The sequence below is a fragment of the Streptomyces sp. 71268 genome, from assembly GCF_029392895.1.
Classification (GTDB): domain Bacteria; phylum Actinomycetota; class Actinomycetes; order Streptomycetales; family Streptomycetaceae; genus Streptomyces.
The window spans coordinates 6,623,607-6,649,022 of sequence record NZ_CP114200.1; the positions used below are offsets into that span (position 1 = coordinate 6,623,607).

17 protein-coding genes are annotated in these 25,416 nt (G+C 72.4%); 9 read left to right on the forward strand and 8 right to left on the reverse strand.

All coding sequences use genetic code 11. The features are described from left to right. Positions 1 to 28: 28 nt before the first annotated feature. Positions 29 to 3,184 (reverse strand): isoleucine--tRNA ligase, encoded by a 3,156-nt coding sequence (ileS, locus tag OYE22_RS26390; RefSeq protein WP_277322715.1) that lies wholly within the window; start codon positions 3,182 to 3,184, stop codon positions 29 to 31. Between the two features lie 618 nt (positions 3,185 to 3,802). On the opposite strand from ileS, the gene OYE22_RS26395 reads away from it, so the two are divergent. From OYE22_RS26395 to OYE22_RS26410, 4 genes are all read left to right on the forward strand, one after another. Continuing rightward, positions 3,803 to 4,960: a TraR/DksA C4-type zinc finger protein gene (locus tag OYE22_RS26395; RefSeq protein ID WP_277322716.1), complete on the forward strand. Its 1,158-nt coding sequence runs from the start codon at positions 3,803 to 3,805 to the stop codon at positions 4,958 to 4,960. An 81-nt stretch (positions 4,961 to 5,041) separates the two neighbouring features. Then, positions 5,042 to 5,638 carry a signal peptidase II gene (gene lspA / locus OYE22_RS26400; RefSeq protein WP_277322717.1) on the forward strand — a complete coding sequence of 199 codons (597 nt, stop codon included), beginning with the start codon at positions 5,042 to 5,044 and terminating at the stop codon, positions 5,636 to 5,638. A gap of 217 nt (positions 5,639 to 5,855) precedes the next feature. Continuing rightward, positions 5,856 to 6,797, forward strand: a complete 942-nt coding sequence (locus tag OYE22_RS26405; RefSeq protein WP_277322718.1) for an RluA family pseudouridine synthase — start codon at positions 5,856 to 5,858, stop codon at positions 6,795 to 6,797. A 363-nt stretch (positions 6,798 to 7,160) separates the two neighbouring features. Then, positions 7,161 to 8,771: a Na+/H+ antiporter gene (locus tag OYE22_RS26410; RefSeq protein ID WP_277322719.1), complete on the forward strand. Its 1,611-nt coding sequence runs from the start codon at positions 7,161 to 7,163 to the stop codon at positions 8,769 to 8,771. A 96-nt stretch (positions 8,772 to 8,867) separates the two neighbouring features. Here the strand turns inward: OYE22_RS26410 and OYE22_RS26415 are convergent, their stop codons facing one another. Next, a complete protein-coding gene (locus OYE22_RS26415) occupies positions 8,868 to 9,971 on the reverse strand; it encodes a mechanosensitive ion channel domain-containing protein (RefSeq protein ID WP_277322720.1) in 1,104 nt (367 codons plus the stop codon). 92 nt (positions 9,972 to 10,063) lie between these two features. Here OYE22_RS26415 and OYE22_RS26420 point away from each other — a divergent pair, with 92 nt between their 5' ends. Then, entirely contained in the window at positions 10,064 to 10,657 is a 594-nt protein-coding gene (locus OYE22_RS26420) for a dienelactone hydrolase family protein (protein WP_277322721.1), read from the forward strand. Between the two features lie 100 nt (positions 10,658 to 10,757). Here the strand turns inward: OYE22_RS26420 and OYE22_RS26425 are convergent, their stop codons facing one another. The 5 genes from OYE22_RS26425 to OYE22_RS26445 form a co-directional block, all read right to left on the reverse strand. Continuing rightward, positions 10,758 to 12,371: an alkaline phosphatase D family protein gene (locus tag OYE22_RS26425; RefSeq protein ID WP_277324331.1), complete on the reverse strand. Its 1,614-nt coding sequence runs from the start codon at positions 12,369 to 12,371 to the stop codon at positions 10,758 to 10,760. 165 nt (positions 12,372 to 12,536) lie between these two features. Beyond that, positions 12,537 to 13,385: a thioredoxin domain-containing protein gene (locus OYE22_RS26430; protein WP_277322722.1), complete on the reverse strand. Its 849-nt coding sequence runs from the start codon at positions 13,383 to 13,385 to the stop codon at positions 12,537 to 12,539. A 181-nt stretch (positions 13,386 to 13,566) separates the two neighbouring features. Next, a complete protein-coding gene (locus OYE22_RS26435) occupies positions 13,567 to 14,247 on the reverse strand; it encodes a hypothetical protein (protein ID WP_277322723.1) in 681 nt (226 codons plus the stop codon). 194 nt (positions 14,248 to 14,441) lie between these two features. Beyond that, positions 14,442 to 15,593: a thioredoxin domain-containing protein gene (locus OYE22_RS26440; protein WP_277322724.1), complete on the reverse strand. Its 1,152-nt coding sequence runs from the start codon at positions 15,591 to 15,593 to the stop codon at positions 14,442 to 14,444. Between the two features lie 85 nt (positions 15,594 to 15,678). Then, entirely contained in the window at positions 15,679 to 17,004 is a 1,326-nt protein-coding gene (locus tag OYE22_RS26445) for a DUF2252 domain-containing protein (RefSeq protein ID WP_277322725.1), read from the reverse strand. Between the two features lie 191 nt (positions 17,005 to 17,195). Between OYE22_RS26445 and dnaE the strand changes: the two genes are divergently transcribed. Further along, positions 17,196 to 20,738, forward strand: coding sequence for a DNA polymerase III subunit alpha (dnaE, locus tag OYE22_RS26450; RefSeq protein WP_277322726.1), 3,543 nt, complete (start codon positions 17,196 to 17,198; stop codon positions 20,736 to 20,738). Between the two features lie 411 nt (positions 20,739 to 21,149). Here dnaE and OYE22_RS26455 read toward each other — a convergent pair whose 3' ends face one another. After that, entirely contained in the window at positions 21,150 to 21,323 is a 174-nt protein-coding gene (locus OYE22_RS26455; RefSeq protein WP_277322727.1) for a hypothetical protein, read from the reverse strand. 253 nt (positions 21,324 to 21,576) lie between these two features. Here OYE22_RS26455 and OYE22_RS26460 point away from each other — a divergent pair, with 253 nt between their 5' ends. The 3 genes from OYE22_RS26460 to OYE22_RS26470 all read left to right on the forward strand — a co-directional run bounded on the left by OYE22_RS26460 (position 21,577) and on the right by OYE22_RS26470 (position 25,414). Then, positions 21,577 to 22,881 (forward strand): NYN domain-containing protein, encoded by a 1,305-nt coding sequence (locus OYE22_RS26460; protein WP_277322728.1) that lies wholly within the window; start codon positions 21,577 to 21,579, stop codon positions 22,879 to 22,881. Positions 22,882 to 23,082: 201 nt separating this feature from the next. Beyond that, a complete protein-coding gene (locus OYE22_RS26465) occupies positions 23,083 to 24,063 on the forward strand; it encodes an ABC transporter ATP-binding protein (RefSeq protein WP_277324332.1) in 981 nt (326 codons plus the stop codon). A gap of 514 nt (positions 24,064 to 24,577) precedes the next feature. Further along, positions 24,578 to 25,414 carry an ABC transporter permease gene (locus tag OYE22_RS26470; RefSeq protein WP_277324333.1) on the forward strand — a complete coding sequence of 279 codons (837 nt, stop codon included), beginning with the start codon at positions 24,578 to 24,580 and terminating at the stop codon, positions 25,412 to 25,414. The last annotated feature ends 2 nt before the right edge of the window (positions 25,415 to 25,416 follow it).

Consider the following 25,416-nt stretch of genomic DNA (forward strand, 5'->3'; position numbering starts at 1 on the left):
CGGGGCGCCGTCAGGGGACGGGGGCGGGTTACGCCTTGCGCAGCCGGAAGGTCAGGCCCAGCGACTCGTCCGTGAACGGCTCGCCGTAGCCGTCGCCGGCCTCGCCCTCGGCGAAGTCGGTGCCGAGCACCTCGTCGGCGATGAGCGCCGTGTGCTCGGCGACGGCCGCGGCGGTCTCCTCGTGCGATGCCGACCAGCGCACCGCGATCCGGTCCGCGACGTCGAGCCCGGAGTTCTTCCGCGCCTCCTGGATCAGCCGGATCGCGTCCCGGGCCAGGCCCGCGCGGCGCAGCTCCGGGGTGATCTCCAGGTCGAGGGCGACCGTCGCGCCCGCGTCGGAGGCCACCGACCAGCCCTCGCGCGGGGTTTCGGTGATGATGACCTCGTCGGGCGCCAGCTCCACGCGCTCGCCGTCCACGGTCACCGCGGCGGTGCCCTCGCGCAGCGCCAGCGAGAGCGCGGCGGCGTCGGCCTCGGCGACGGCCTTGGCCACCGCCTGCACGCCCTTGCCGAACCGCTTGCCGAGCGCGCGGAAGTTGGCCTTCGCCGTGGTGTCCACCAGCGAGCCGCCCATCCCGGACAGCGAGGCCAGCGAGGTGACGTTCAGCTCCTCGGCGATCTGCGCCCGCAGTTCGTCGGGCAGCGAGTCGAAGCCCGCCACGCCGATCAGGGCCCGCGACAGCGGCTGCCGGGTCTTCACGCCGGACTCGGCGCGCGAGGCGCGGCCCAGCTCGACCAGCCGGCGCACCAGCAGCATCCGCTCCGAGAGCAGCGGGTCGATCAGCGCCGGGTCCGCCTCGGGCCAGGTCGCCAGGTGCACCGAGTCCGGGGCGGCCGGGTCGACCGGGACCACCAGGTCCTGCCAGACGCGCTCGGTGATGAACGGGACGAGCGGGGCCATGAGCCGGGTGACGGTCTCCACCGCCTCGTGCAGGGTGCGCAGCGCGGCGGCGTCGCCCTGCCAGAAGCGGCGCCGGGAGCGGCGCACGTACCAGTTGGACAGGCCGTCCACGAACGCGGACAGCAACTTGCCCGCGCGCTGCGTGTCGTACGCCTCCAGGGCCCCGGTGACCTGGTCGGTCAGCGCGTGCAGTTCGCTCAGCACCCAGCGGTCGAGCAGCGGTCGGTCCGCCGGCGCCGGGTCGGTGGCGCTCGGGGCCCAGCCGGACGTGCGGGCGTACAGGGCCTGGAAGGCGACGGTGTTCCAGTAGGTGAGCAGGGTCTTGCGCACGACCTCCTGGATCGTGCCGTGCCCGACCCGGCGTGCGGCCCACGGGGAGCCGCCGGCGGCCATGAACCAGCGGACGGCGTCCGCGCCGTGCTGGTCCATCAGCGGGATGGGCTGCAGGATGTTGCCCAGGTGCTTGGACATCTTGCGGCCGTCCTCGGCGAGGATGTGGCCGAGACAGACCACGTTCTCGTACGAGGACCTGTCGAAGACCAAGGTGCCGACGGCCATCAGCGTGTAGAACCAGCCACGGGTCTGGTCGATCGCCTCGGAGATGAACTGCGCCGGGTAGCGCTTCTCGAACAGCTCCTTGTTCTGGTACGGGTAGCCCCACTGCGCGAAGGGCATCGAGCCCGAGTCGTACCAGGCGTCGATGACCTCCGGCACGCGCTCCGCCGTCAGCGCGCACCCCTGGTGCGGGCAGTCGAAGGTGACCGCGTCGATGTACGGGCGGTGCGGGTCGAGGCCCGACTGGTCGGTCCCGGTCAGCTCGGTGAGTTCGGCCCGGGAACCGACGCAGGTGAGGTGGCCCTCCTCGCAGCGCCAGATGGGCAGCGGGGTGCCCCAGTAGCGGTTGCGGGACAGCGCCCAGTCGATGTTGTTGTTGAGCCAGTCGCCGAAGCGACCGGTCTTGACCGACTCGGGGAACCAGTTGGTCCGCTCGTTCTCCTGCAGGAGACGGTCCTTGACCGCCGTGGTCCTGATGTACCAGGAAGGCTGCGCGTAGTAGAGCAGCGCGGTGTGGCAGCGCCAGCAGTGCGGGTAGCTGTGCTCGTACGCCACGTGCTTGAACAGCAGGTCGCGCGCCTGGAGGTCGGCGACCAGGGCCTCGTCGGCCTTCTTGAAGAACTGGCCGCCGACCAGCCCGATCTCCTCCTCGAAGGTGCCGTCCGGGCGGACCGGGTTGATCACCGGCAGGCCGTAGCCCCGGCAGGTCCTGAGGTCGTCCTCACCGAAGGCGGGGGCCTGGTGGACCAGGCCGGTGCCGTCCTCGGTGGTGACGTACTCGGCGCAGACGACGAAGTTGGCGCCCTCCAACTCGACCAGCTCGAACGGGCGCTGGTACGCCCAGCGCTCCATCTCGCGCCCGGTGAAGGACTCGCCGGTCGCCTCCCAGCCCTCGCCCAGCGCCTTGGCCAGCAGCGGCTCGGCGACCACCAGCTTCCGCTGGCCGTCGGTCGCGACGACGTAACGCACGTCCGGGTGCGCGGCGACGGCGGTGTTGGACACCAGCGTCCACGGCGTGGTCGTCCAGACCAGCAGCGCGGCCTCCCCGGCGAGCGGCCCCGAGGTGAGCGGCAGTCGCACGTAGACCGACGGGTCGACCACGGTCTCGTACCCCTGGGCCAGCTCGTGGTCCGAGAGGCCGGTGCCGCAGCGCGGGCACCACGGGGCGACGCGATGGTCCTGGACGAGGAGTCCCTTGCCGAAGATCTCCTTGAGCGACCACCACACGGAGTCCACGTAGCTCGGGTCCATGGTGCGGTACGCGTTGTCGAGGTCGGTCCAGTACCCCATGCGCGTGGTCAGCTCGGCGAAGGCGTCGGTGTGGCGGGTCACCGACTCGCGGCACTTCGCGTTGAACTCCGCGATGCCGTACGCCTCGATGTCCTTCTTGCCGTTGAAGCCCAGCTCCTTCTCGACCGCCAGCTCCACGGGCAGCCCGTGGCAGTCCCAGCCGGCCTTGCGGGCGACGTGGTAGCCGCGCATGGTGCGGAAGCGGGGGAAGACGTCCTTGAAGACGCGGGCCTCGATGTGGTGGGCGCCCGGCATGCCGTTGGCGGTGGGCGGGCCCTCGTAGAACACCCACTCCGGCTTGCCCTCGGACTGTTCGAGCGACCGGGCGAAGATCTTGTTCTCGCGCCAGAAGTCGAGCACGGCGTGCTCCAGGGCAGGCAGGTCGACCTGCGCGGGCACCGGGCGGTACTGCGGCGTCTGCGACGACTGTGGCGTCATGAGGGTGTCTCTTCCTCCGGCGGAACGGCTGCTGCGTGGTCCGTCGGAGGGACGAGAGCAGGGCTGCTCCCGCGGTACCACCCTCCTTGGCCGTGAGCGGTGCTCACGGCCCCCTCATTGGGGTCGCGCTGTCGGTTCTACTCGCATCCGCCTCGCGGAAGCTTTCTTCCGACGACTCCGGGGTGATCTTCACGCCGCGCTGACCCTCGGGCTCACACCGTCCCCGAGTCGCTCGTGGCCGCCTTCGGCGCTACTCGTCCCCTTCCACGCCTCTCGCTGCGCACAGTGTACGACCCGTCCGCCGACCGGCCGACCGCGTTTTCGTGCCGGCGGCCCGCCGCGGGCCGGGCGGGGGTTACCCCCGCGTACGCGCCGGACGGGCCCGGGCGCCCTGGACGCCGGGGGCGGTGACGTGGCCGGAGGCCGGATTACCGCGCGTGCGGCGGGGCACAACGGATGAGACCGGCCTGCCAGGTAGCGGGCCGAGTATCGCGTCTTCTCGGGCGGAGGTGCCCGGGCCCCGGAGGTCGGCGTGCCCTGTTGCCGCGTGGTGGGAGTCGTTTTATCGTTCCGGCACGATTCGCGCGCAAGGTCACCATATGTGAAGGGGTTGCGGCCATGGTGGCGAAGAAGACCGCCGTGCGGCACTCCACGGCCCCGGTCCCAGCGGCCCTTTCCGTGTGGCACACCACCTCCGCCGCCCCTGCCTCCACGGAGGGCGGGGCCCCGACGGGAGGGGAGGAGGCACCCGCTGGGGGAGCCGCGCCGGCGGCGAGGAAGCCGGCGAAGAAGTCGGTGACCCAGCAGGCCAAGCACTCCGCCGGGCGGCCGGCGACCGAGCGGGGCGCGACGGAGCAAGCGGCGCACGACCCGACATCGGCAACGGAGGCCGCCCCGAAGAAGGCCGTACCGAAGAAGGCCACGGCGAAGAAGAGCGCGGCGAAGAAGACGACGGCCAAGAAGGCCGCGGCGAAGAAGGCGGCGGCCAAGAAGACCGCGGCCAAGAAGGTCGCACCGAAGGCGACCACCGAGCCAACTACCGAGGCGGCGCCGGCCCCGGCCGGGGAGCCCGCGCGCGAGGCGGCGGCCCCGCCGCCAGCACCGCACGACCAGGAAGCACCCGGTCCCGACGCGTCGGGACCCGGGGACACGACCGCACCACACGGCACGACCGCCGCGCCCGCCGCGAACACCGTGGCCGCCCCGGCGCTGAAGAGCACGGCCAAGAAGGCTGCACCTGCCGAGAAGGCGGTGCCCGCGAAGAAGACGGGAGCCAAGAACGTGGCTGCTAAGGAGACTCCGGGTGGGGCGTCGACCGCCAAGCGGGCCGTGACGGAGGTGGCCGCGCTGCCGGGAGCGCGCGCGGCCACCGCCGCCGAACCCGGTGAGCTGGCCGTTCGGCCGGGCGAGGACCCCTGGTCGCCGGAGGAGGCGCGGGAGGCGCGCACCGCGCTCCAGGAGGAGGCCGAGCGGCTGCGCGCCGAGATCCAGGCGTCGGAGGAGGCGCTCAGTGGTCTGATGCGCGACTCCGGCGACGGGGCGGGCGACGACCAGGCCGACACCGGTACCAAGAACGTCACGCGCGAGCACGAGATGGCGTTGAACAGCAACGCCCGCGAGATGCTGCTGCAGAGCGAGCGCGCCCTCGCGCGGCTCGAGGCCGGTACGTACGGGCTGTGCGAGAACTGCGGCAAGCCGATCGGCAAGGCCAGGATGCAGGCCTTCCCGCGCGCGACCCTGTGTGTGGAGTGCAAGCAGCGGCAGGAACGTCGCTGACGGCGCTCGTCCCGAGGTGTCGTACCCTCGTGCTCTACCGGGCGTGGCGTGGCGCGCGGGGAGCGACGTAGAGGGATTTACGTGACAGAGGCGGAGCAGGCCATCGGAACGCCAGAGCCGGAGCGGTCGGAAGAGGCCGAGAAGGCAGCGCAAGCCGATGCCGCGGCGGAGCCGGGCGCGGACGGTGGGCGGGGCCAGCGGCGGATCCCCGTGCTGCTGGTGGTCGCCGCGTTCGCCTACCTGCTCGACCTGGTGACCAAGATCATCGTGGTCTCCGAGCTGGAGCACGAGGGCGCGATCGAGATCCTCGGCACCTGGTTGCAGCTTGAGGTGATACGCAACCGCGGCGCCGCCTTCGGCTTCGGTGAGGCCATGACCATCGTCTTCACCTGCATCGCCACCATCGTGATCGTGGTGATCGCCCGGATCGCCCGCAAGCTGTACAGCGTGCCGTGGGCGATCGCGCTCGGGCTGCTGCTCGGCGGGGCGCTCGGCAATCTCACGGACCGGCTGCTGCGCACGCCCGGCGGGTTCAAGGGCGCGGTGGTCGACTTCATCGCGCCCGCGCACTTCGCGGTCTTCAACCTCGCCGACTCCGCCATCGTCTGCGGCGGCATCCTCATCGTGATCCTCTCCTTCCGGGGCCTGGACCCGGACGGCACGGTGCACCGGGACTGATCCCTCGCGGGGGCTGACTCCTCGTGAGGCTGGCCGGCCGCCACCGGCCCCACCGACCTCCACCGATGCCCGGCCGGGCCACGGCGCCCGGCCGGGCATCGGCGCTCCCCGCGCCGCCGGGCGCCAGAAGCGGTGGCCGGGCGCCAGAGGCGGTGGCCGCGTCCCGGCGTGGGCGAGGGCGTGCGGGGGCGTGTCGCTCGTCCGGCATACTCGTCGGGTGAGCACGCTTCCCGAGATCCGCACGCTGCCCGTACCCGATGGCCTGGAGGGCGAACGCGTCGACGCCGCGCTGGCCCGTATGTTCGGCTTCTCCCGCACCAAGGCGGCCGAGCTGGCCGCCGCGGGGAAGGTGCGGGTGGACGGCTCGGAGGCCGGCAAGTCCGACCGGGTCTCCGGCGGCGCCTGGCTCGAGGTGGAGATGCCGCGGGCGGTGCCGCCCGTGCGGATCGTCGCCGAGCCCGTCGAGGGCATGGAGATCGTGCACGACGACGAGGACATCGTCGTCGTGGTCAAGCCGGTCGGCGTCGCCGCCCACCCGAGCCCCGGCTGGACCGGCACCACCGTCATCGGCGGCCTCGCCGCCGCCGGCTACCGCATCTCCACCTCCGGTGCCGCCGAGCGCCAGGGCATCGTGCACCGGCTGGACGTGGGCACCTCGGGGCTGATGGTGGTCGCCAAGTCGGAGCGCGCCTACACGCTGCTCAAGCAGCAGTTCCGGGAGCGCACGGTCGACAAGCGCTACCACGCGCTGGTGCAGGGCCACCCGGACCCGATGAGCGGCACCATCGACGCGCCGATCGGCCGGCACCCGAGCGCCGACTACAAGTGGGCGGTCACCGCCGAGGGCAAGCCCAGCGTCACCCACTACGACCTCATCGAGGCGTTCCGCTCCGCCAGCCTGCTGGACATCAAGCTGGAGACGGGGCGTACGCACCAGATCCGGGTGCACATGGCCGCCCACCGCCACCCGTGCGCCGGCGACCTCACCTACGGCGCCGATCCGACGCTGGCCAAGCGGCTCGGGCTGACGCGGCAGTGGCTACACGCCATGCGGCTGGGGTTCGAGCACCCGGCGGACGGGCGCTGGGTGGAGTTCGAGAGCGGCTACCCCGACGACCTCCAGCACGCCCTGGACCGGGTGCGGGCCGACAGCGCCTGACCCACCACGCCCCGAGGCACCGCACACCCCGACGTACGCCGCGCCCCGCTGGCCCTTGAGCATCCGCCCCGTGACCAGGTCGGGGGCGGCGGCTCACCCGGCCGGGCGAGCAGCCGCGTCCGGATCAGCCGCCGGGCGCGGCACGGCCGGTTGCCGCGCGCGTACCCGATCCGCCCCGTGCGCCCGCCCCGCGTACGCCGTGCGCACGTCCCGGGCGGCGCGCCGTACGTGCCCCGGCGCCGTGCCGGGGCGTGGCGCGGGGTGCGCCGAGTGACCCGGGCACGAGGCGAGCGCGGCGGGTGGCGTACGGAAATGGCACGCTGGAGGCCGTGATCATCTGACCGTCATCGGGAGGCGCGGCCCGTGGACCAGCTAGCCCTGCTGCTCCTGCTGCTGCTCGGGGCCGTGGTGATGGTCCCCATCGGGGAGCGGCTCAGCCTGCCGCCGCCGGTGCTGATGACCCTGATCGGGGTGGCTCTCGCGCTGGTGCCGTGGGTGCCGAACGTGCAGGTGCCGCCCGAGCTGATCCTCCCGCTGGTGCTGCCGCCGCTGCTGTACGCGGCCGTGCAGCGCACCTCGTGGCGGCAGTTCGCGGCCAACAAGCGGGCCATCTTCCTGCTCGCGGTGGCGCTGGTCTTCGTCACCACCGCCGCGGTGGCCGCGCTCGCGCACGCCATCGTGCCCGGGCTGCCGCTCGCCGGCGCCGTCGTGCTCGGCGCGCTGGTCGCCCCGCCGGACCCGGTCGCGGCCACCGCGGTGGCCGGGCGGCTCGGGCTGCCCCGGCGCATGGTCTCCATCCTGGAGGGCGAGGGGCTGTTCAACGACGTCACGGCCATCGTGCTCTACCACGTGGCCCTGGCCGCCGCGGTGAGCGGCGGCTTCTCGCTGCCGGCCGCGCTGGGCACGCTGGCGCTGTCGGCGGTGGTGGCGGTGGCCGTCGGTCTCGGCCTCGGCTGGGCGACGGCCCGGCTGATGGGGCGGCTTGAGGACCCGACGCTCCAGATCGGGCTGACGCTCCTGGTGCCGTTCGCCGCGTATGTGCTCGCCGAGGAGTTCCACGGCTCCGGCGTGCTCGCGGTGCTGACCACCGCGCTCTTCCTGACCGAGCACGCGATGGACGCCGACGACGTGCTGGGGCGGCTCGCCGGGCGCACCTTCTGGGAGGTCGTGGACACCCTGGTGACCGGCGTCGCCTTCGGGCTCATCGGCCTTGAGCTGCACAACGTGTTCGGCACCGTGTCCGGGCGCTGGGGCGAGATGCTCGGCACGGGGGCGGCCGTCGTCGGCGTCGTGGTCGGCGTGCGGCTGCTGTGGCTGCTGCCCGCGGCCTGGCTGGCCCGGCGGCTGCACCGGCGCCGGGACTACGACGAGGACATCCCGATGAGCTGGCGGGAGACGGTGATCATGTGGTGGTCGGGGATGCGCGGGGTGGCCTCGGTCGCGCTGGCGCTGGCCATCCCGTTCACCGTGGACGGCGGCGACGCGTTCCCGGCCCGGGACGAGATCCTCTTCATCGCCTTCTCGGTCGTGCTCGCGACCCTGGTCATCCAGGGCCTGACCCTGCCCTGGATGGTGCGGCGACTGCGGGTGAGCCCGGACGCCAAGGCGGAGCAGGCGTTCGAGCGGGAGCTGGCGGAGCGCGTCCTGAAGGCGACCCGCCGCCGGCTCAAGGAGATCCAGGAGGAGGAGGACCTGCCCGACGAACTCCTGGAGCAGGTCGCGCGCCGGGCGTACGACCTCGGCGTGCGGATCTACCCGGACATCCTGGAGGAGGACCGGCGGGAGGGCCACGAGAAGCGGGTGGCGCGGCTCAAGCGGCTCCAGCGCATCAACGGCGAACTGTTGTCGGCCGCCCGGCACGAGGTGCTGAACGCCCGCAGCGAACCGGGCGCCGACCCGGAGATCGCGGACCGGGTGCTGCACCAGTTGGACATGCGCAGCCTGCGCGGCGCCCCGCCGCCCGACCAGGGCTGAGCCGGCCCGCCGCGCCCGCCGGCGCCGCGACCCCGGCCGAGCGCCGCGCCCGTCCGCGCCGCGACCCTGGCCCAGCGCCGCACCCACCCGCGCCGGTCAGGACCTCGGCGCGGCCTCGGCCGGCTCGGGGGAGGGACCCTGCGCCGGCAGGTGGGCGGGGTCCTGGCCGGGCGCGGGGGCGGTGAGGACGCGCGGCAGCGCGTACGGGTGCTCGTCGCGCAGCCAGACCAGCAGCTTCTCGCGGACCTCGCAGCGCAGCGTCCACAGGTCGTCGGCGTTGCGCGCGGTGGCCAGGGCCCGTACCTCCATGGTGGTCGGCGTGGAGTCGGTGACGACGAGGTTCCAGGCCCGGCCGTCCCAGGCGGCGCACTCGTCGAGGATCTCGCGCAGCCGCTCGCGCATCTGGGCCACCGGCGTCGCGTGGTCGAGCTGGAAGAAGACGGTGCCGGTCATCTGGGCGCCGCCACGGGACCAGTTCTCGAAGGGCTTGCTGGTGAAGTAGGAGACCGGCATCGTGATCATGCGCTCGTCCCAGGTGCGGACGACCAGGTAGGTGAGCGTGATCTCGTGCACCGTGCCCCACTCGCCCTCCACGACCACCGTGTCCCCGATGCGGACGGTGTCGCCGAAGGCGATCTGGAGCCCGGCGAAGAGGTTGCCCAGGGTGGACTGGGCGGCGATACCGGCGACGATGCCGAGCACACCGGCCGAGGCCAGCATCGAGGTGCCGAACGCCTGCATCGCCGGGAACTGGAGCAGCATCACCGCGGCGGCCACTACGCCCACCACCGCCGTGACCACCCGCTGGATCAGCGTGAGCTGGGTGCGCACCCGCCGGGCGCGCGCGGGATCGCGCCGCCCCGTGGCGTAGCGCGCGTAGCTGGACTCGATGACGGCGGCCGAGACACGCACTATCAGCCAGCCCACCATGGCGATGCTCACCAGGGTGAGCACCAAGCCCACCGCCTCCCAGTGGTTCTCGTCACTGAGCAGGTGCGTCTCCCGGTACGAGCCGTGGATGACGCTCGTACACAGCGCTACCTGGAACGGCACGCGGCAGCGCCGAAGCAGCCCCCACAGCGGCGTCTCCGGATGGCGCTGGTCGGTCCTGCTCAACAGCCGGTCGACCAGCCAGCCGACGACGACGGTGAGCGCGACCGAACCGCCGATGACGATCAGCGGTCGCAGCACGTCCTCCATGGACTACTCAGCTCCTCTTCGGGTCCTCTTCGCGGGTCACCGCCCGCCACCGTAACTGGCACGATGGGGTGGGAACGAAAAAGCGACAGGATGTGACAGCGGTGGCCCCGACATCGACGATTGTGCTCTTCCACTCCGCGTACGGGTTGCGGCCCGCCGTACACGCGGCTGCCGAGCGGCTGCGCGCCGCCGGGCACGAAGTGCATGTGCCCGACCTGTACGAGGGCCGAACCTGCGAATCCGTCGAGGACGGCAGGGCGATCAAGGACGAGATCGGCAAGGACGAGCTGCTGGTGCGCGCCGTGCGCGCGGCGGCCCCGCTCTCCGACCGAGGTCTGGTCTACGCGGGCTTCTCGCTGGGCGGCTCGATCGCGCAGACCCTGGCGCTGGGCGACGCCAAGGCGCGCGGCCTGCTCCTGCTGCACGGCACGTCCGACATCGCGGAGGACGCGGCGACCGACGGGCTGCCGGTGCAGCTCCACGTCGCCGACCCGGACCCGTTCGAGCCGCACGACTGGCTGAGCGCCTGGTACCTGGGCATGGGCCGGGCCGGCGCGGACGTGGAGGTCTACCGCTACCCGGGCGCGGGGCACCTGTTCACCGACCCCGAGCTGCCGGACTACGACGCGGAGGCCGCGGAGAACACCTGGAAGGTGGCGCTGGCCTTCCTGGACGAGGTCGCCTGAGCCACCCGCGCGCCCGCTCGGTGCCCGCCCCGCTCGGGGCCCACTCCGCACGGCGCCCGCCCCCGCCGCACGGCCGGGGGCGGGCGCCGAGCCGTGTGCGCTAGCGCACCGGCTGGTCGGCGCGCTCCACGCGCTGGGTGCCGGACCGGGTGCGGTAGGAGCGGGCCCAGGAGGCGGTGGCGTTCGGGTCGGTGCGGTCGGAGATGGTGAAGTAGTCCATCTGCGTGCGCTGCTCCGTCACGTCGAGCACGCCGTAGCCGTGGGAGTCCATGTCCAGCCACTTCACGTGCCGGTTGGCGGCCTTGATCGCGGTGACCGCGGCCAGCGAGAGCGTGTGTGGCGCGACGTTCAGCAGGTCGTCGATGTTGTCCGAGGTCACCGACGTGACCACGAACTCGGTCGCGGCCGAGGGCGCGAGCGGGTACGTCGCGGCCCTGGTCGGCACGTCGTTGGCCCAGGCCATGTGGATGTCGCCGGTGAGGAAGACCGTGTTGTCGATGCCGCGCTCGCGCAGGTGGGCCAGGAGTTCGCGGCGGTCGTCGGTGTAGCCGTCCCACTGGTCGACGCTGGGCGCGATGCCCTCCGTGGGCAGGCCGAGGAGTTCGACCAGCGGCTTCAGCAGGTGCGCGGGGAGCGACCCGAACGCGAACGGGGAGATCATCACCGAGGTGCCGACCAGCTTCCAGCGCGCGTTCGAGGCCGCAAGGCCGGACTTGAGCCAGTCGAGCTGGGCCCGTCCGGTGATGGTGCGCTCCGGGTCGTCCACCGAGCCGCTGCCCGTCTTCGCCTGCTCCGAGCGGAACGAGCGCAGGTCGAGCAGGTGCAGATCGGCCAGCGAGCCGAAGCGCAGCCGGCGGTAGGTGGTGCCCTCGGTGCTCGGCCGCACCGGCATCCACTCGAAGTACGCCTGCTTGGCCGCGGCGACCCGGCGCGCCCACTCGCCCTCGGCGCCGGGAGTGTGGTTCTCCGCGCCACCCGACCAGGCGTCGTTGGCGAACTCGTGGTCGTCCCAGATCGCGATGACCGGGTGCGCCGCGTGCACCGCCCGCAGGTCGGCGTCGGTGCGGTAGTGGCCGTGCCGCGTCCGGTAGTCGGCGAGGGTGACGATCTCGTGCCGGGGCGAGTGCTGGCGCACCACGTCCTTGGCCTCCGGGTAGGTCCCGGTCCCGTACTCGTACAGGTAGTCGCCGAGGTGCAGCACGGCGTCCAGGTCGCGGCGCGCGGCCAGGTGCCGGTACGCCGAGAAGTACCCGGCCTCCCAGTTGGCGCACGAGACCACGCCGAACCGCACGTTGCCGTCCGAGGCGTCCGCCGCCGGGGCGGTGCGGGTGCGCCCGACGGGCGAGCGCGCGTCGCCGACCGCGAACCGGTAGTAGTACGCGGTGGCCGGCCGCAGCCCGCGCACGTCCGCCTTGACGGTGTGGTCGCTGTCGGCCGTCGCCCTGACGCTGCCGCGCGCGGCGAGTGCGGCGAAGTCCTGGGACTCGGAGACCTCCCAGGTGACCTCGACCGCCGCGCCCCGGCCGGAGCCGGGCACGGCGTCCGGGCTCGGCGTCACGCGGGTCCACAGCAGCACGCCGTCCGGCAGCGGGTCGCCCGAGGCGACGCCGTGCAGGAAGGCGGGGCCGGTGTCGGCGGCGTGCGCCGTGGGGAGCCCGAGGGGGAGCAGGGCCGCGGTGGCCGCGGCGGCCGTGACGGCGGTACGGCGGGAGATGCCGGTCGCGCGGCCCGCGGGGGAGGTCTCGGTTGCCTGGGATATGGCGTCTGGGGAGGTCACGGCCGTTGACCATACTGGCCAGTAGCCGGTGGCGTAAGAGCGGCGGGCGGGCGAACACCAAGTGTTCGCCCGCCCGCCGCTGTCAGGTCGCCGGCGCGCTGACTACTTCTTCAGGTTCTGGTCGACCACGGCGGTGAACTCCTCGGGCGACATCGGCGGGTTGTCCTTGCCCACCGTCAGCTTCTTGCCGTTGAGCTGGAAGGCGGGGGTGCCGGTGATCCCCTCGTCCTTCGCCTTGTCGAAGACCTTGGACATCTCCAGCGCCCACTTGTCGTAGGTGCCGTCCTTCACGGCCTTCTCGAAGTTCTTGTTGTCCTTCAGCGGCTTCACTTCCTGGGCCAGCTCGACCAGGCGCTTGTCGTCGGAGTACTCGTCCTCGCGCTCGTCGGGGTGGTTCTTCGCGTCGAAGAGGACCTTCTTGTACTCGAGGAAGGCGTCCGGGCTGACGTTCAGGGCGGCGCCGAGCGCGCTCAGCGCGTTCTTCGAACCCGAGCCGCTGATCTGCGGCACGTCGTCGAGGAAGGTGCCCATCTTGAACTGGGCCTTGTACTTGCCGTCCTCGATGTCCTTCAGGAGCGTCTCGCCGGTGCTCTGCTCGAAGGTGGAGCAGACCGGGCACCGCATGTCCTCGTAGACGGTGAGGGTGTTCTTGGCGTCCTTCTTGCCTATGACGACCTCGGTGCCCTTGTCGCCACCGGTGTTGGCCGGCTTCGCGAACGCCTTCTTCTTGGCCTCGCTCTTCCACTCCTTGTTGCTGACCTTGGTCTCGGCGCCCTCGTTCATGTTGGCGATGGCCACGCCGATACCGCCGGCCACGGCGAGGACCGCGACGATGGAGCCGCCGACGACCAGTTGCCGCCGCGTCTTCTCCTTCTTCGCCTGCTTCTCCCGCTCGGCGCGCAGCCGCTCACGGGCCGCCTGCTTGTTCTGCTGGGTGTTTCGCTTGCTCATGGCTGTGTCTTCTCCGTCGTCGTGGGGCTGGGGGGAGGGGGCGGCCGCGGGCGACCTCGTGATCACCGCGGGAGCCGGCGTACGCGGGCGCGCGGCGTACCGCGGGTCCCGTGTGCCGGCTTCGGTGCGCTGGGCGTCTGGCCCGCGCGAGGGCGCTGGCCGCTCGCCGCGGGCGCTGGGCTCAGGCCGCGAGGGCGAGCGGCGGACCGCGTCTGACGACGGAGTGCAGGAGGAGTGGCAGGTTCCGCGCGGGCAGGGCGCGGCGCGTGGGGCGGCCCGGCGCGCGCGGCGGCGGGTTCGCCGTGGCGGCGAACGCCACCAGGAGCGGGCGGAACGCGAAGGCGGCGAGCGCCCGCAACAACTGGCCGAGGGCGGCCTCGCCCCGGCGCAGCCACGCGGCGGCCACCAGGCCGATCGCCACGTGCGCGGCCAGCAGCAGCCACGGCGCGGCCGAGTCGGTGCCCGCCCCGACCGTGACGGCGGCGCTGTTGCCGTCGGCGGTCATCTGCGCCAGCGGCGAGCCGACGTCGCCGCCCCGGCACAGCAGGTCCACGCCCATCGTGCGCAGCGGCCCGGCCACCGGCCCGCCCGCCTGCCCGTAACAGGCGTGCTGGCCGGCGGTGAAGACGGTGTCGGCGGCCAGTTCGAGCGGTACGAGCAGGGCGGCGATCGAGCCGTAACCGCGCTCCCGGCCCGCCAGCGCGTAGGCGATGCCGAAGACGGCGACGCACAGCAGCACGACGGTCGTCAGGGGGAGCGGGGCACGGGAGAGCAGCACGTGGGAAGCAGCGGACAGCGTCACGCACAGCGCTGTGAACAGCGCCGCGCGTACCGCTCGCAACCGTGCCGCCGATATGTCCATCGCCGGAGAGTGTGCCACGGTCGCGGATAAGTGGCGTGTCAAGATTCGGCATCTCCCCGTCCGGTCCCGCGCCGACGCCGCTCAGCCAGCCGCATGTGACCCATGTCACGTACGCGGGCTGTCCGGTCGCCCGTGTCGAAGAGGCGGTACGCGCGGTAAGGGCGCGGGCCCGGGAGGGGATGCCGGGGTCGCGGCTACAGCCGCGCGTCCACCGCCCTGGTGAAGTCCGCGGCGGTCGTCGGCGGGCCCGCGCCGTCCACGCTCAGGCTCTGGCCGTTGAGCCTGATCGTCGGTGTGGAGGCCACCCCGCTCGCGTCGAACGCCTCGGACATCTTGGTCGCCCAGGCGTCGAAGGTGCCGGCGCGCACGTGGTTCTGGAACTCGGAGTTCGAGCCGAGCGCGGGGACCTGGCCGGCGACCTTGAGCAGGTAGGCGTCGGAGGCGAAGGAGTCCGTGCTCTCCGGGGGACGGTTGCGCTCGTCGTAGAGGGCCTTCTTGTAGTCCAGGAACGCCTCCGGGCTCACGTCCAGCGCCGCGCCCAGCGCGCTGAGGGCGTTGTGCGAGCCGGAGCCGCCCATGTTGCGGTCGAGGAAGGTGGCCATCGTGAACCGGGCCTTGTACTTGCCGTCCTTGATGTCCTTGATGATCGTGGCGCCGACGTTCTGCTCGAACTGCGCGCACGGCGGGCAGCGCAGGTCCTCGTACAGCTCCAGGGTCCCGGTGGCCTTCGGCTCGCCGATGACGACCGTGGTGCCGTCCTGGCCGGCGCTGTGCGCGGGCTTGACCAGCTCGCCCCCCGGCCGCGAGCCACCGGTGTTGCCGCTGCTCCCGCTGCCTCCCGTGGCGCCGGAGCCGCCGGTGCCGCCCGTGGAGCCGCTGGTGTCGTCGGCTCCGCCGGTGGTGCCGTTCGCGCCCTCGGGCCCGTCGGCGCCCTGTCCGTCGCCGCCGCCGATGAACCCGTCCTTGGCGACGGGGCCGGCGTCGCCCTTGCCGCCGTCGCCACCCTTGCCGCCCAGCACCAGGACGCCGGTGACCGCCAGCGCGATCGCGGCGACCGAGGCCACGACCGTCAGGGTCGCGCGCCGCCGCGCGTCACCGGCCGCCGGTCGCGGCGGCTCGGGCGCGCCCCACGCGCCACCGGCGGGCCCGGCCGGCGGCCCCGGGGGCGGGAACCCCGCCGCCCCCGGCTGGCCCTGCTGGGCGTACGGGCCCGCCGGCGGGGGCTGGGCGCCGGGCGGCGGGGCGGGCGTACCGGGCTGCGGCGGATACGGGGCGTGGGGCGGCGGGCTGGAGGGCGGGCCCTGGGTGGGCTGCTCGCCCTCGGGCCGCTGCTGACCTGGCTGCATGGCCAGTCACACTAGCCGGGCCGGACAGGAGTTCGGCAGGGTTCGCGACCCCGCCCCACCCCGGCCGGCGCCGGAGTGGGAGAGGTCACAGTCCGGGGATCGCCCCGTTGCGGAACAGGTCCACGAAGATCTGGTGGTCGGCCCGCGCCCGGGCGCCGTAGGAGTGCGCGAAGTCCACCAGCAGTTCGGCGAAGCCGTCCTCGTCGGCGGCGATGGCCGCGTCGATGGCCCGCTCGGTGGAGAACGGCACCAGCGAGTGGCCGCTCTCGTCGTCGGCCGCCGCGTGCATGGTCGCGGTGGCCCGGCCCAGGTCCGCGACGACCGAGGTGATCTCGTCCAGGTCGTCGATGTCGGACCAGTCCAGGTCCACGGCGTACGGCGAGACCTCGGCGACCAGCTGCCCCGCGCCGTTCAGCTCGGTCCAGCCCAGCCACGGGTCGGCGTGCGCCTGGAGCGCGCGCTGCGAGATGACCGTGCGGTGCCCCTCGTGCTGGAAGTAGTCGCGCACCCGCGCGTCGGTGACGTGCGAGGCGACGGCCGGGGTCTGCGCCTGCTTGAGGTAGATCACGACGTCGTTCTCCAGGGCGTCGCTGTTGCCTTCGAGCAGGATGTTGTACGAGGGCAGGCCCGCGCTGCCGATGCCGATCCCGCGGCGGCCCACCACGTCCTTGACCCGGTAGGAGTCGGGCCGGTCCAGGCTGGACTCGGGCAGCGTCTCCAGGTAGCCGTCGAAGGCCGCGAGCACCTTGTACCGGGTCGCCGCGTCCAGCTCGATGGAGCCGCCGCCGGGGGCGAAGCGACGCTCGAAGTCGCGGATCTCGGTCATCGAGTCGAGCAGCCCGAACCGGGTCAGCGAGCGGGCCACCCGCAGCGCGTCGAGCAGCGGCCCGTCGGCGGTGTCCAGCGTGAAGGGCGGCACCTCCTCGTCCTTGGCGCCGGCGGCCAGGGCCGCGACGCGCTCGCGGTAGGCGCCCGCGTACGTGCGCACCAGGGAGGAGATCGCCTCGTCGCTGAGGGCCTTGGTGTAGCCGATCAGCGCGACGGAGGCAGCGAAGCGCTTGAGGTCCCAGGTGAAGGGACCCACGTACGCCTCGTCGAAGTCGTTGACGTTGAAGACCAGGCGGCCGTTGGCATCCATGTAGGTGCCGAAGTTCTCGGCGTGCAGGTCGCCGTGGATCCACACCCGGCTGGTGCGCTCGTCCAGGTAGGGCCCGCCCTCGCGGTCGGCCTCCAGGTCGCCGTAGAACAGGGAGGCCGTGCCCCGGTAGAAGGCGAACGCCGAGGCGGCCATCTTCCGGAACTTGACCCGGAAGGCCGCCGGGTCGGCGGCGAGCAGCTCGCCGAAGGCGGTGTCGAAGACGGCGAGGATCTGCTCGCCGCGCTGTGCGGCCTTGCCGTGCTCGGTCGCCATCGCTGGGTCCTCCTGGGATGCGTCACGTGGAACAGTCGTTCCGGCCGGTCCAACGCGCGGCGCCCGCCGCGAGTGCCCGCCCGCTGTCAGTAGCCCGAAGTAGACTTCGGAGCCATCTTTCCCTCCTGGCTCACCCCGCGGGGAGGAGGGGACCGCATCCGTCACCCACTGTTCGCCGGAGGTCTTCCACCGTGGCCAAGCCGCCCTTCACGCATCTGCACGTGCACACTCAGTATTCGCTGCTCGATGGTGCGGCGCGGCTCAAGGACATGTTCGAGGCGTGCACCAAGATGGGCATGTCGCATATCGCCATGACCGACCACGGAAACCTGCACGGCGCCTATGACTTCTACCAGCAGGCGACGAAGGCGGGCATTACGCCGATTATCGGGATCGAGGCGTACGTGGCGCCCGAGTCGCGGCGGAACAAGCGGCGTATCCAGTGGGGCCAGCCGCACCAGAAGCGCGATGACGTCTCGGGTTCCGGTGGTTACACGCACAAGACGATCTGGGCGGCCAGCAAGACGGGTCTGCACAACCTCTTCCGTCTTTCGTCGGACGCGTACAAGGAGGGGTGGTTGACGAAGTGGCCCCGTATGGACAAGGAAGTGATCGCCGAGCACGCGGAGGGGCTCATCGCCTCGACCGGGTGCCCCTCCGGTGAGGTGCAGACCCGGTTGCGGCTCGGCCACTTCGACGAGGCGCTGAAGGCGGCGGCCGAATACCAGGAGATCTTCGGGAAGGACCGCTATTTCCTGGAGCTGATGGACCACGGCCTCGACATCGAGAAGCGGGTCCGCGACGGTCTTCTGGACATCGGCAAGAAGCTGGGCATCCCGCCGCTGGTGACCAACGACTCGCACTACACGTACGCGCACGAGGCCTCCGCGCACGACGCGCTGCTGTGTATTCAGACCGGAAAGAACATCTCGGACCCGGACCGTTTCCGGTTCGACGGCACGGGCTATTACGTCAAGTCCACGGACGAGATGTACGCGGTGGACTCCTCCGACGCCTGGCAGCAGGGCTGTGCCAACACCCTTCTGGTGGCCGAGCAGATCGACACGACGGGCTGGTTCGAAAAGCGCGACCTGATGCCCCGGTTCGACGTGCCCGAGGGTTACACCGAGGTCACCTGGTTCCAGGAGGAAGTAAAGCGCGGCATGGCCCGCCGCTATCCCGGTGGCGTTCCCGAGGACCGGCAGAAGCTCGTCGAGTACGAGATGGACATCATCATTCAGATGGGGTTCCCGGGATACTTCCTCGTGGTGGCCGACTTCATCATGTGGGCCAAGAACAACGGCATCGCGGTGGGCCCCGGCCGTGGTTCGGCGGCCGGTTCGATCGTGTCGTACGCGCTGGGCATCACCGACCTCGACCCGGTGGAACACGGGCTGATCTTCGAGCGGTTCCTCAACCCCGAGCGCGTGTCCATGCCCGATGTCGACATCGACTTCGACGAGCGTCGGCGCTCCGAGGTGATCCGGTACGTGACGGAGAAGTACGGCGCCGACAAGGTCGCGATGATCGGCACGTACGGCACGATCAAGGCGAAGAACGCCATCAAGGACTCCTCCCGTGTGCTCGGCTACCCGTACGCGATGGGTGACCGCATCACCAAGGCCATGCCGGCCGACGTGCTCGGCAAGGGCATCAACCTGGACGGCATCACCAACCCCAAGCACCCCCGCTACAGCGAGGCGGGCGAGGTGCGGGCGATGTACGAGAACGAGCCGGACGTCAAGAAGGTGATCGACACCGCGAAGGGCGTCGAGGGCCTGGTGCGGCAGATGGGCGTGCACGCCGCCGGCGTGATCATGTCCAGCGAGACCATCACCGACCACGTACCGGTGTGGGTGCGGCACACCGACGGGGTGACGATCACCCAGTGGGACTACCCCACCTGCGAAGACCTCGGTCTGCTCAAGATGGACTTCCTGGGTCTTCGCAACCTGACGATCATGGATGACGCGGTCAAGCTCATCAAGCGCAACAAGGGCATCGACATCGAGCTGCTCTCGCTGCCGCTGGACGACCCGAAGACCTACGAGCTGCTGTGCCGAGGCGACACGCTCGGCGTCTTCCAGTTCGACGGCGGGCCCATGCGCTCCCTGCTGCGCCTGATGAAGCCCGACAACTTCGAGGACATCTCCGCCGTCTCGGCCCTGTACCGGCCGGGCCCGATGGGCATGAACTCGCACACCAACTACGCCCTGCGCAAGAACGGCCAGCAGGAGATCACCCCGATCCACCCGGAACTGGAGGAACCCCTCAAGGAGGTCCTCGGCATCACCTACGGCCTCATCGTGTACCAGGAGCAGGTGCAGAAGGCCGCCCAGGTGCTCGCCGGCTACTCGCTCGGCCAGGCCGACCTGCTGCGCCGGGCCATGGGCAAGAAGAAGCAGGAGGTCCTCGACAAGGAGTTCATCCCCTTCCAGAAGGGCATGCGGGAGCGCAACTACTCCGACGAGGCCATCCAGGCGGTGTGGGACGTGCTGGTCCCGTTCGCCGGCTACGCCTTCAACAAGGCGCACTCCTCCGCGTACGGCCTGGTCACCTACTGGACCGCCTACCTCAAGGCCAACTACCCGGCCGAGTACATGTCCGCGCTGCTCACCTCGGTGCGCGACGACAAGGACAAGTCGGCGATCTACCTCAACGAGTGCCGCCGCATGGGCATCCGGGTGCTGCCGCCGAACGTCAACGAGTCGGAGGCGAACTTCGCCGCCCAGGGCGACGACGTGATCCTCTTCGGCCTGACCGCCGTGCGCAACGTCGGTCAGAACGTGGTCGACTCGATCATTCGCAGCCGCAAGGCGAAGGGCAAGTTCGCCTCCTTCCCCGACTACCTCGACAAGGTCGAGGCGGTCTGCTGCAACAAGCGCACCACCGAGTCGCTGATCAAGGCCGGCGCCTTCGACGAGATGGGCCACACCCGCAAGGGCCTGATGGCGCACTACGAGACCATGATCGACAACGTGGTCGCGGTGAAGCGCAAGGAGGCCGAGGGGCAGTTCGACCTCTTCGGCGGCATGGGCGACGACAGCGCCGACGACACCCCGGGTTTCGGGCTCGACGTCGAGTTCTCCGACATCGAGTGGGACAAGGCGTACCTCCTCGCCCAGGAGCGGGAGATGCTCGGCCTCTACGTCTCCGACCACCCGCTGTTCGGCATCGAGCACGTGCTGAACGACAAGGCGGACGCGGCGATCGCCCAGCTCACCGGCGGTGAGCACGCGGACGGCGCGATCGTCACCATCGGCGGCATCATCTCCGGCCTCCAGCGCAAGATGACCAAGCAGGGCAACGCCTGGGCCATCGCCACGGTCGAGGACCTGGCGGGCTCGATCGACTGCATGTTCTTCCCCGCCACCTACCAGCTCGTCTCCACCCAACTGGTCGAGGACACGGTCGTCTTCGTCAAGGGCCGGCTCGACAAGCGCGAGGACGTGCCCCGGCTGGTCGCCATGGAGATGATGGTTCCGGATCTGTCCGAGGCGTCCGTGGACGCGCCGGTCACCATCACCATCCCCACCGTCAAGGTCACCCCGCCGCTGGTGGAGAAGCTCGGCGAGGTGCTCACGCACCACCGGGGCTCCACCGAGGTGCGGATCAAGCTCCAGGGCGCCCGCAAGACCACCGTGCTGCGCCTCGACCGGCACCGCGTCACGGCCGATCCGGCGCTCTTCGGCGACCTGAAGGTGCTGCTCGGCCCGTCCTGCCTGGGCGCGTAGGCGACGCACGCGGCGGGCGGGCAGCGCACGCGCGGGGCGGGGCCGCGCGGGCCGCCGGTGAGGGCGGGCGGAAATCGCGGCGAGCGCGACGATAAAGGGGCGCGTCCCATGTGGGACGCGCCCCTTTTGTGCGTTCACCGCTTCTCTGGCGTGAATTCCGCACCGTCGAAGTTCTTTTGGGACTGTTGTGCTTACTGCGCTTCTTGTGTGCCCTGTGTCTGCATCGTTTGCTGTGGCTACTGTTTCGGCTGAACGTTCGGACCGCCCGCAGGGGTTCGTACGCCCGGGGGGGCCGGGGCCGCCGCGGGGACGGTTCCGCTTCGGGCCCAGGGGCCGGCGCGCGGCGGTGCCCGGACGGGCGTCCGCCGACGGGGCCGTGGGCCGGGCCGTCGGCGAGCGGTGAGCGGTGCGTCAGTTGTGGCCGAAGCGACGCTGGTGCTTGCGGGCCACGTCGGCCGGGCTGCCCTGGGCCTGACCCTGGTGCTGGTTCTGTGCCTGGACGGCGGTCTTCTGTGCCTCCTGCTGGCCACGCTCCGCGTCGCTGGCCTTCTGCCGCTGATTCCGGTCGCGCTTGTGCTTGCCCATCGTCGTGCCTCCAGTACGAGGGTTTCCCCCCGGAAAACACCCTGGCACGACTATTGGGAGGCTGCATGTCGGGCAATTACCCCGCGTAAAGGGCGGGATGGGCCGGGCCGTTCCGTATCCGCCACGCCGATGATCGAGTTCGGGCTGATAACCCTCGTACGGTCGGGCAGACTCAATGGAAAGCCAAAGCAAAATGCCGGGGCGGTGCCGCGTCGGGCCGCCGCGCACCGACCATGAGGAAAGAGGGTGGAACGTGGACCGCTGCGTCGTCCTGGTGGACGCCGGGTATCTGCTGGGCGCCGCCGCGAGCCTGCTCGCCGGCGAGCCCGCCCGCTCCCGCATCACCGTCGACCACACCGCCCTCATCAAGGGGTTGCGCGACCGCGCCGAGGCCGACACGCAACAGCCGCTGCTGCGCATCTACTGGTTCGACGGCGCCCCTGACCGAGTCCCCCAGCCCGAGCACCGCAGGCTGCGCGTGATGCCCCGGGTCACCGTCCGGCTCGGCGCCCTGACCCGCAGCGACGGGCGCTGGGCGCAGAAGGGCGTGGACGCCGCGATGCACGCGGAGCTCACCGAACTCGCGCGCAACCGGGCCTGCTCCGACATCGTCCTCGTCACCGGGGACGGCGACCTGCTGCCCGGGCTGATGTCCGCCAAGGAGCACGGGGTCGCGGTCCACCTGTGGGCCGTCCAGGCCGCCGACGGCGACTACAACCAGTCCGAGGACCTGGTGGCCGAGGCCGACGAGCGACGGGTCCTGGACCGGGCCTGGATCACCCAGGCGGTACGGGCCAAGGAACTGCCCGGGCCCTGCGTGCCCAGCTCCGTGCCCCGCCCCGAGATCGCCGCCATCCTCTCCGCGCCGCTGCCCGAGACGGCCGCCGCCGCGGCCGCCGCAGGCTCGGGGCAGAGCCGCCCGGCCGCGCACAACGGCACCGCGCGCACCGCGCCCGCCGCCGAGGAGCCGGCCGCCCAGCCGGAGACCGAGGAGCGGCCAGCGGCGGCCTCCGGCGAGGGCGGGACGGGCAACGGCACCAGGACCGTTCCCACCCCCAAGGACCTGGCCGGCCTCGGACGGCCCGGCGTCGCGGCCTCCCAGGCGTCCGTGGCCCCGGCGGCCGTGGCCACCGCGACGCTGCGCTGGTCGTCCGACAAGGGCTGGGTGGAGCGGGGCCCGGCCCCCGCCACCGGCGAACCCCCCGAAACCGCGTCGCTGCCCATGCTGGCCCAGCTCACGACGGCCGAGCAGCGCTGGGCCGACCGCGAGGAGGACATCACCGCCGTCAGCGGCGACCCCTTCGAGGTGGGCCAGGTCTTCGCCCGGCGCTGGATCGCGCGCCTGTCCGACCCCGCGCACGTGCAGCAACTGTCCACGGAGTACCCGCGCATCCCGCACCGCATCGACGGCGAGTTGCTGCGGTACGCGGCCCGCTTCGGCCTCCTCGCGCACAAGGACGACCAGATCGACGAGCACGACCGGTACGCCATCCGCGCCGGCTTCTGGCGCGAAATCGACACCCGGATGGCGGCCGACCACGCTCCCGCGCGGGACTAGCGGCCCGTTCGTCCGCCCGGAGCCCGCCGCGCGGCAGTCGACCACGGCCGGTTCGGGCCACCGCGCGGGCGTCGCGCGAGGCCGGGGGAGCCGCCCCGGAGCAGGGCGGCGGGGGCGGGGCGCGTACCCTCGTAGCTCGTGAGGACGGGCGCGAAGCAGCCGGAGCGCGACTCCGGGACCAAGGGGGCGGGCGGCGGCGCGGTGTGCGTGGTGCGCGGCCTCGTCAAGACGTACCCCGGCGCCCGGGCCCGACGCGGTGCCCCGCAGGGGCCCGCCATCCGCGCCAGCGACGGCATCGACCTGGACGTGCGGCGCGGCGAGATCTTCGGACTGCTCGGGCCCAACGGCGCCGGCAAGTCCACCCTGGTCCGCCAGCTCACCGGGCTGTTGCGGCCCGACGAGGGCAGCGTCGACCTCCTCGGCCACGACCTGGTGCGCCACCCCGACCGGGCCTCGCGCCTGGTCGGCTACCTGGGGCAGGAGTCGACCGCCCTGGACGACCTGACCGTCGCGCTCGCCGCCGAGACGACCGGGCGGCTGCGCGGCCTGGACGCGCGCCGGGCGCGCGCCGAGCGGGACGCGGTGCTGGACGAACTCGGCCTGGCCCCCATCGCGGGCCGGGCCATCAAGAAGCTCTCCGGCGGCCAGCGTCGGCTGGCGTGCGTGGCCGCCGCGCTGGTCGGCGAGCGCCCCATGCTGGTGCTCGACGAGCCGACCACCGGCATGGACCCCATCGCGCGGCGCGCCGTCTGGGCGGCCATCGACCGTCGGCGGGCCGCGAGCGGCACCACCGTGCTGCTGGTCACGCACAACGTCATCGAGGCCGAGACGGTCCTGGACCGGGTCGCGGTGATGGACAACGGCCGGGTCATCGCCTGCGACACGCCGTCGGGCCTCAAGGCGCTCGTCGCCGGTGACGTGCGGGTCGACCTGGTGTGGCGCGACCAGCCGCCGTTGGACGTGCCCGAGGTGGCGGCCCTCAAGGACGCCGCCCGCCCGACCGGGCGGCGCTGGACGCTGCGGCTGGCGCCCGACGAGGCGCGCGCGGTGATCGCCGCGGTGACCGGCGGCCCGGCCTTCGCCGCCCTCGACGACTTCACCCTGGCCACGCCCAGCCTGGAGGACGTGTACCTGGCCCTGGGCGGGCGCGCCGAGGGCCCCGACGGGCTGGTGAAGGCGTGAGCCGCGCACCGGGCGCGCGGCGCCCGGCGGGCCGGCGCGCCCACCCGGACCGCGCCGGCGTCAGCCGGCCCCGGCACGACGGCGACGCGCGGGCGGTTACCGGGCCCGCGCGGGCGCCTCGTACGCTGGTGGGCCAGGCGGCCGGGGCCGGTGCGCACGCCGGTCCGCGGGGCGTGTGCCGCCACCGCGCGCCGGGCGCCGGTGACGGATGCGCGGGCTCGCGCCGGCGTAGCGCGGGCGCGCCACCGGGAGCGCGGCCCACACGCCGCGGTGTACGGCTCGCCGGTGCACACCTCGCCGGTGCGCGACCCGCCGGGGCGTGGCACGGCGGGACAGGGAACGAACGGGGCCGGGCGGCGGACCGGGAGGCAGGTCGTATGACATGTTGCGGGGGACGCCGCAGCGAACGGGGCCACGGGGTCGCGCGTGGCGCCGCGGCAGGTCAGCTCGTACGGAACGCAGGGAACGTACGGAAGAGGAGCAGCGCAACGTGAGTGCCGTGTCCGCGGCGGCCGTGCCCGCCCGTGCCGCCGCCGCGCCGAGCGAGGGCGCGCAGGACGGCCAGAGTGCCCAGGAGACGACCGGCGTCCGGGAGCCGGCCCCGCTCGCGGCGCGGGCGCGGCTGCTGCCCTCGCTCGCCGCCGTGTACCGGGCCCAGCTCTCGCGGGCCCGGGTGGCGCGCATCCCGCTGCTGTTCGTGGCCACCTTCCAGTCCATCGGCATCATGATCCTGATGCGCGGAGTCGTGGACGGCGGGAGCGAGGCGCGCGCCGTGGTCTCCGGGGCCAGCGTCCTGGTCGTCGCCTTCGTCGCGCTCAACCTGCTCGCCCAGTACTTCGGAGCGCTGCGCGCCAGCGGCGGCCTCGACCACTACGCGACGCTGCCGGTGCCACCGGCGGCCGTGGTGCTCGGCGCGGCCGGCGCGTACGCCTCCTTCACCGTGCCCGGCACCATCGTCACGGCCGTCGCCGGCAGCGTGCTGTTCGGGCTGCCGATGACCCACCTGTGGGTGCTGCTCGCGGTGATCCCGCTGGCCGGCGCCGCGCTCGCCGGGCTCGGCGCGGTCCTCGGGCTGCTCGCGCCGCGCCCCGAGCTGGCCACGCTCTGCGGACAGCTCGGCATGTCAGCGGCCCTGCTGCTGGGCGTGCTGCCGGCCGAGCGGATGCCCGCGCTGGTGGCGTACGCGCGCGACCTCCTGCCCTCCACCTACGGCGTGGAGGCGCTGACCCGTTCCTTCGACGCGCACCCCGACTGGCTGGCCGTCGGGGTGAACCTCGGGGTGTGCGCGGCGGTGGGGGTGGTCTCGCTGGCCGCCGCCACCTGGGCCTACCGCAGGGCCGCGGTGCGGTGACA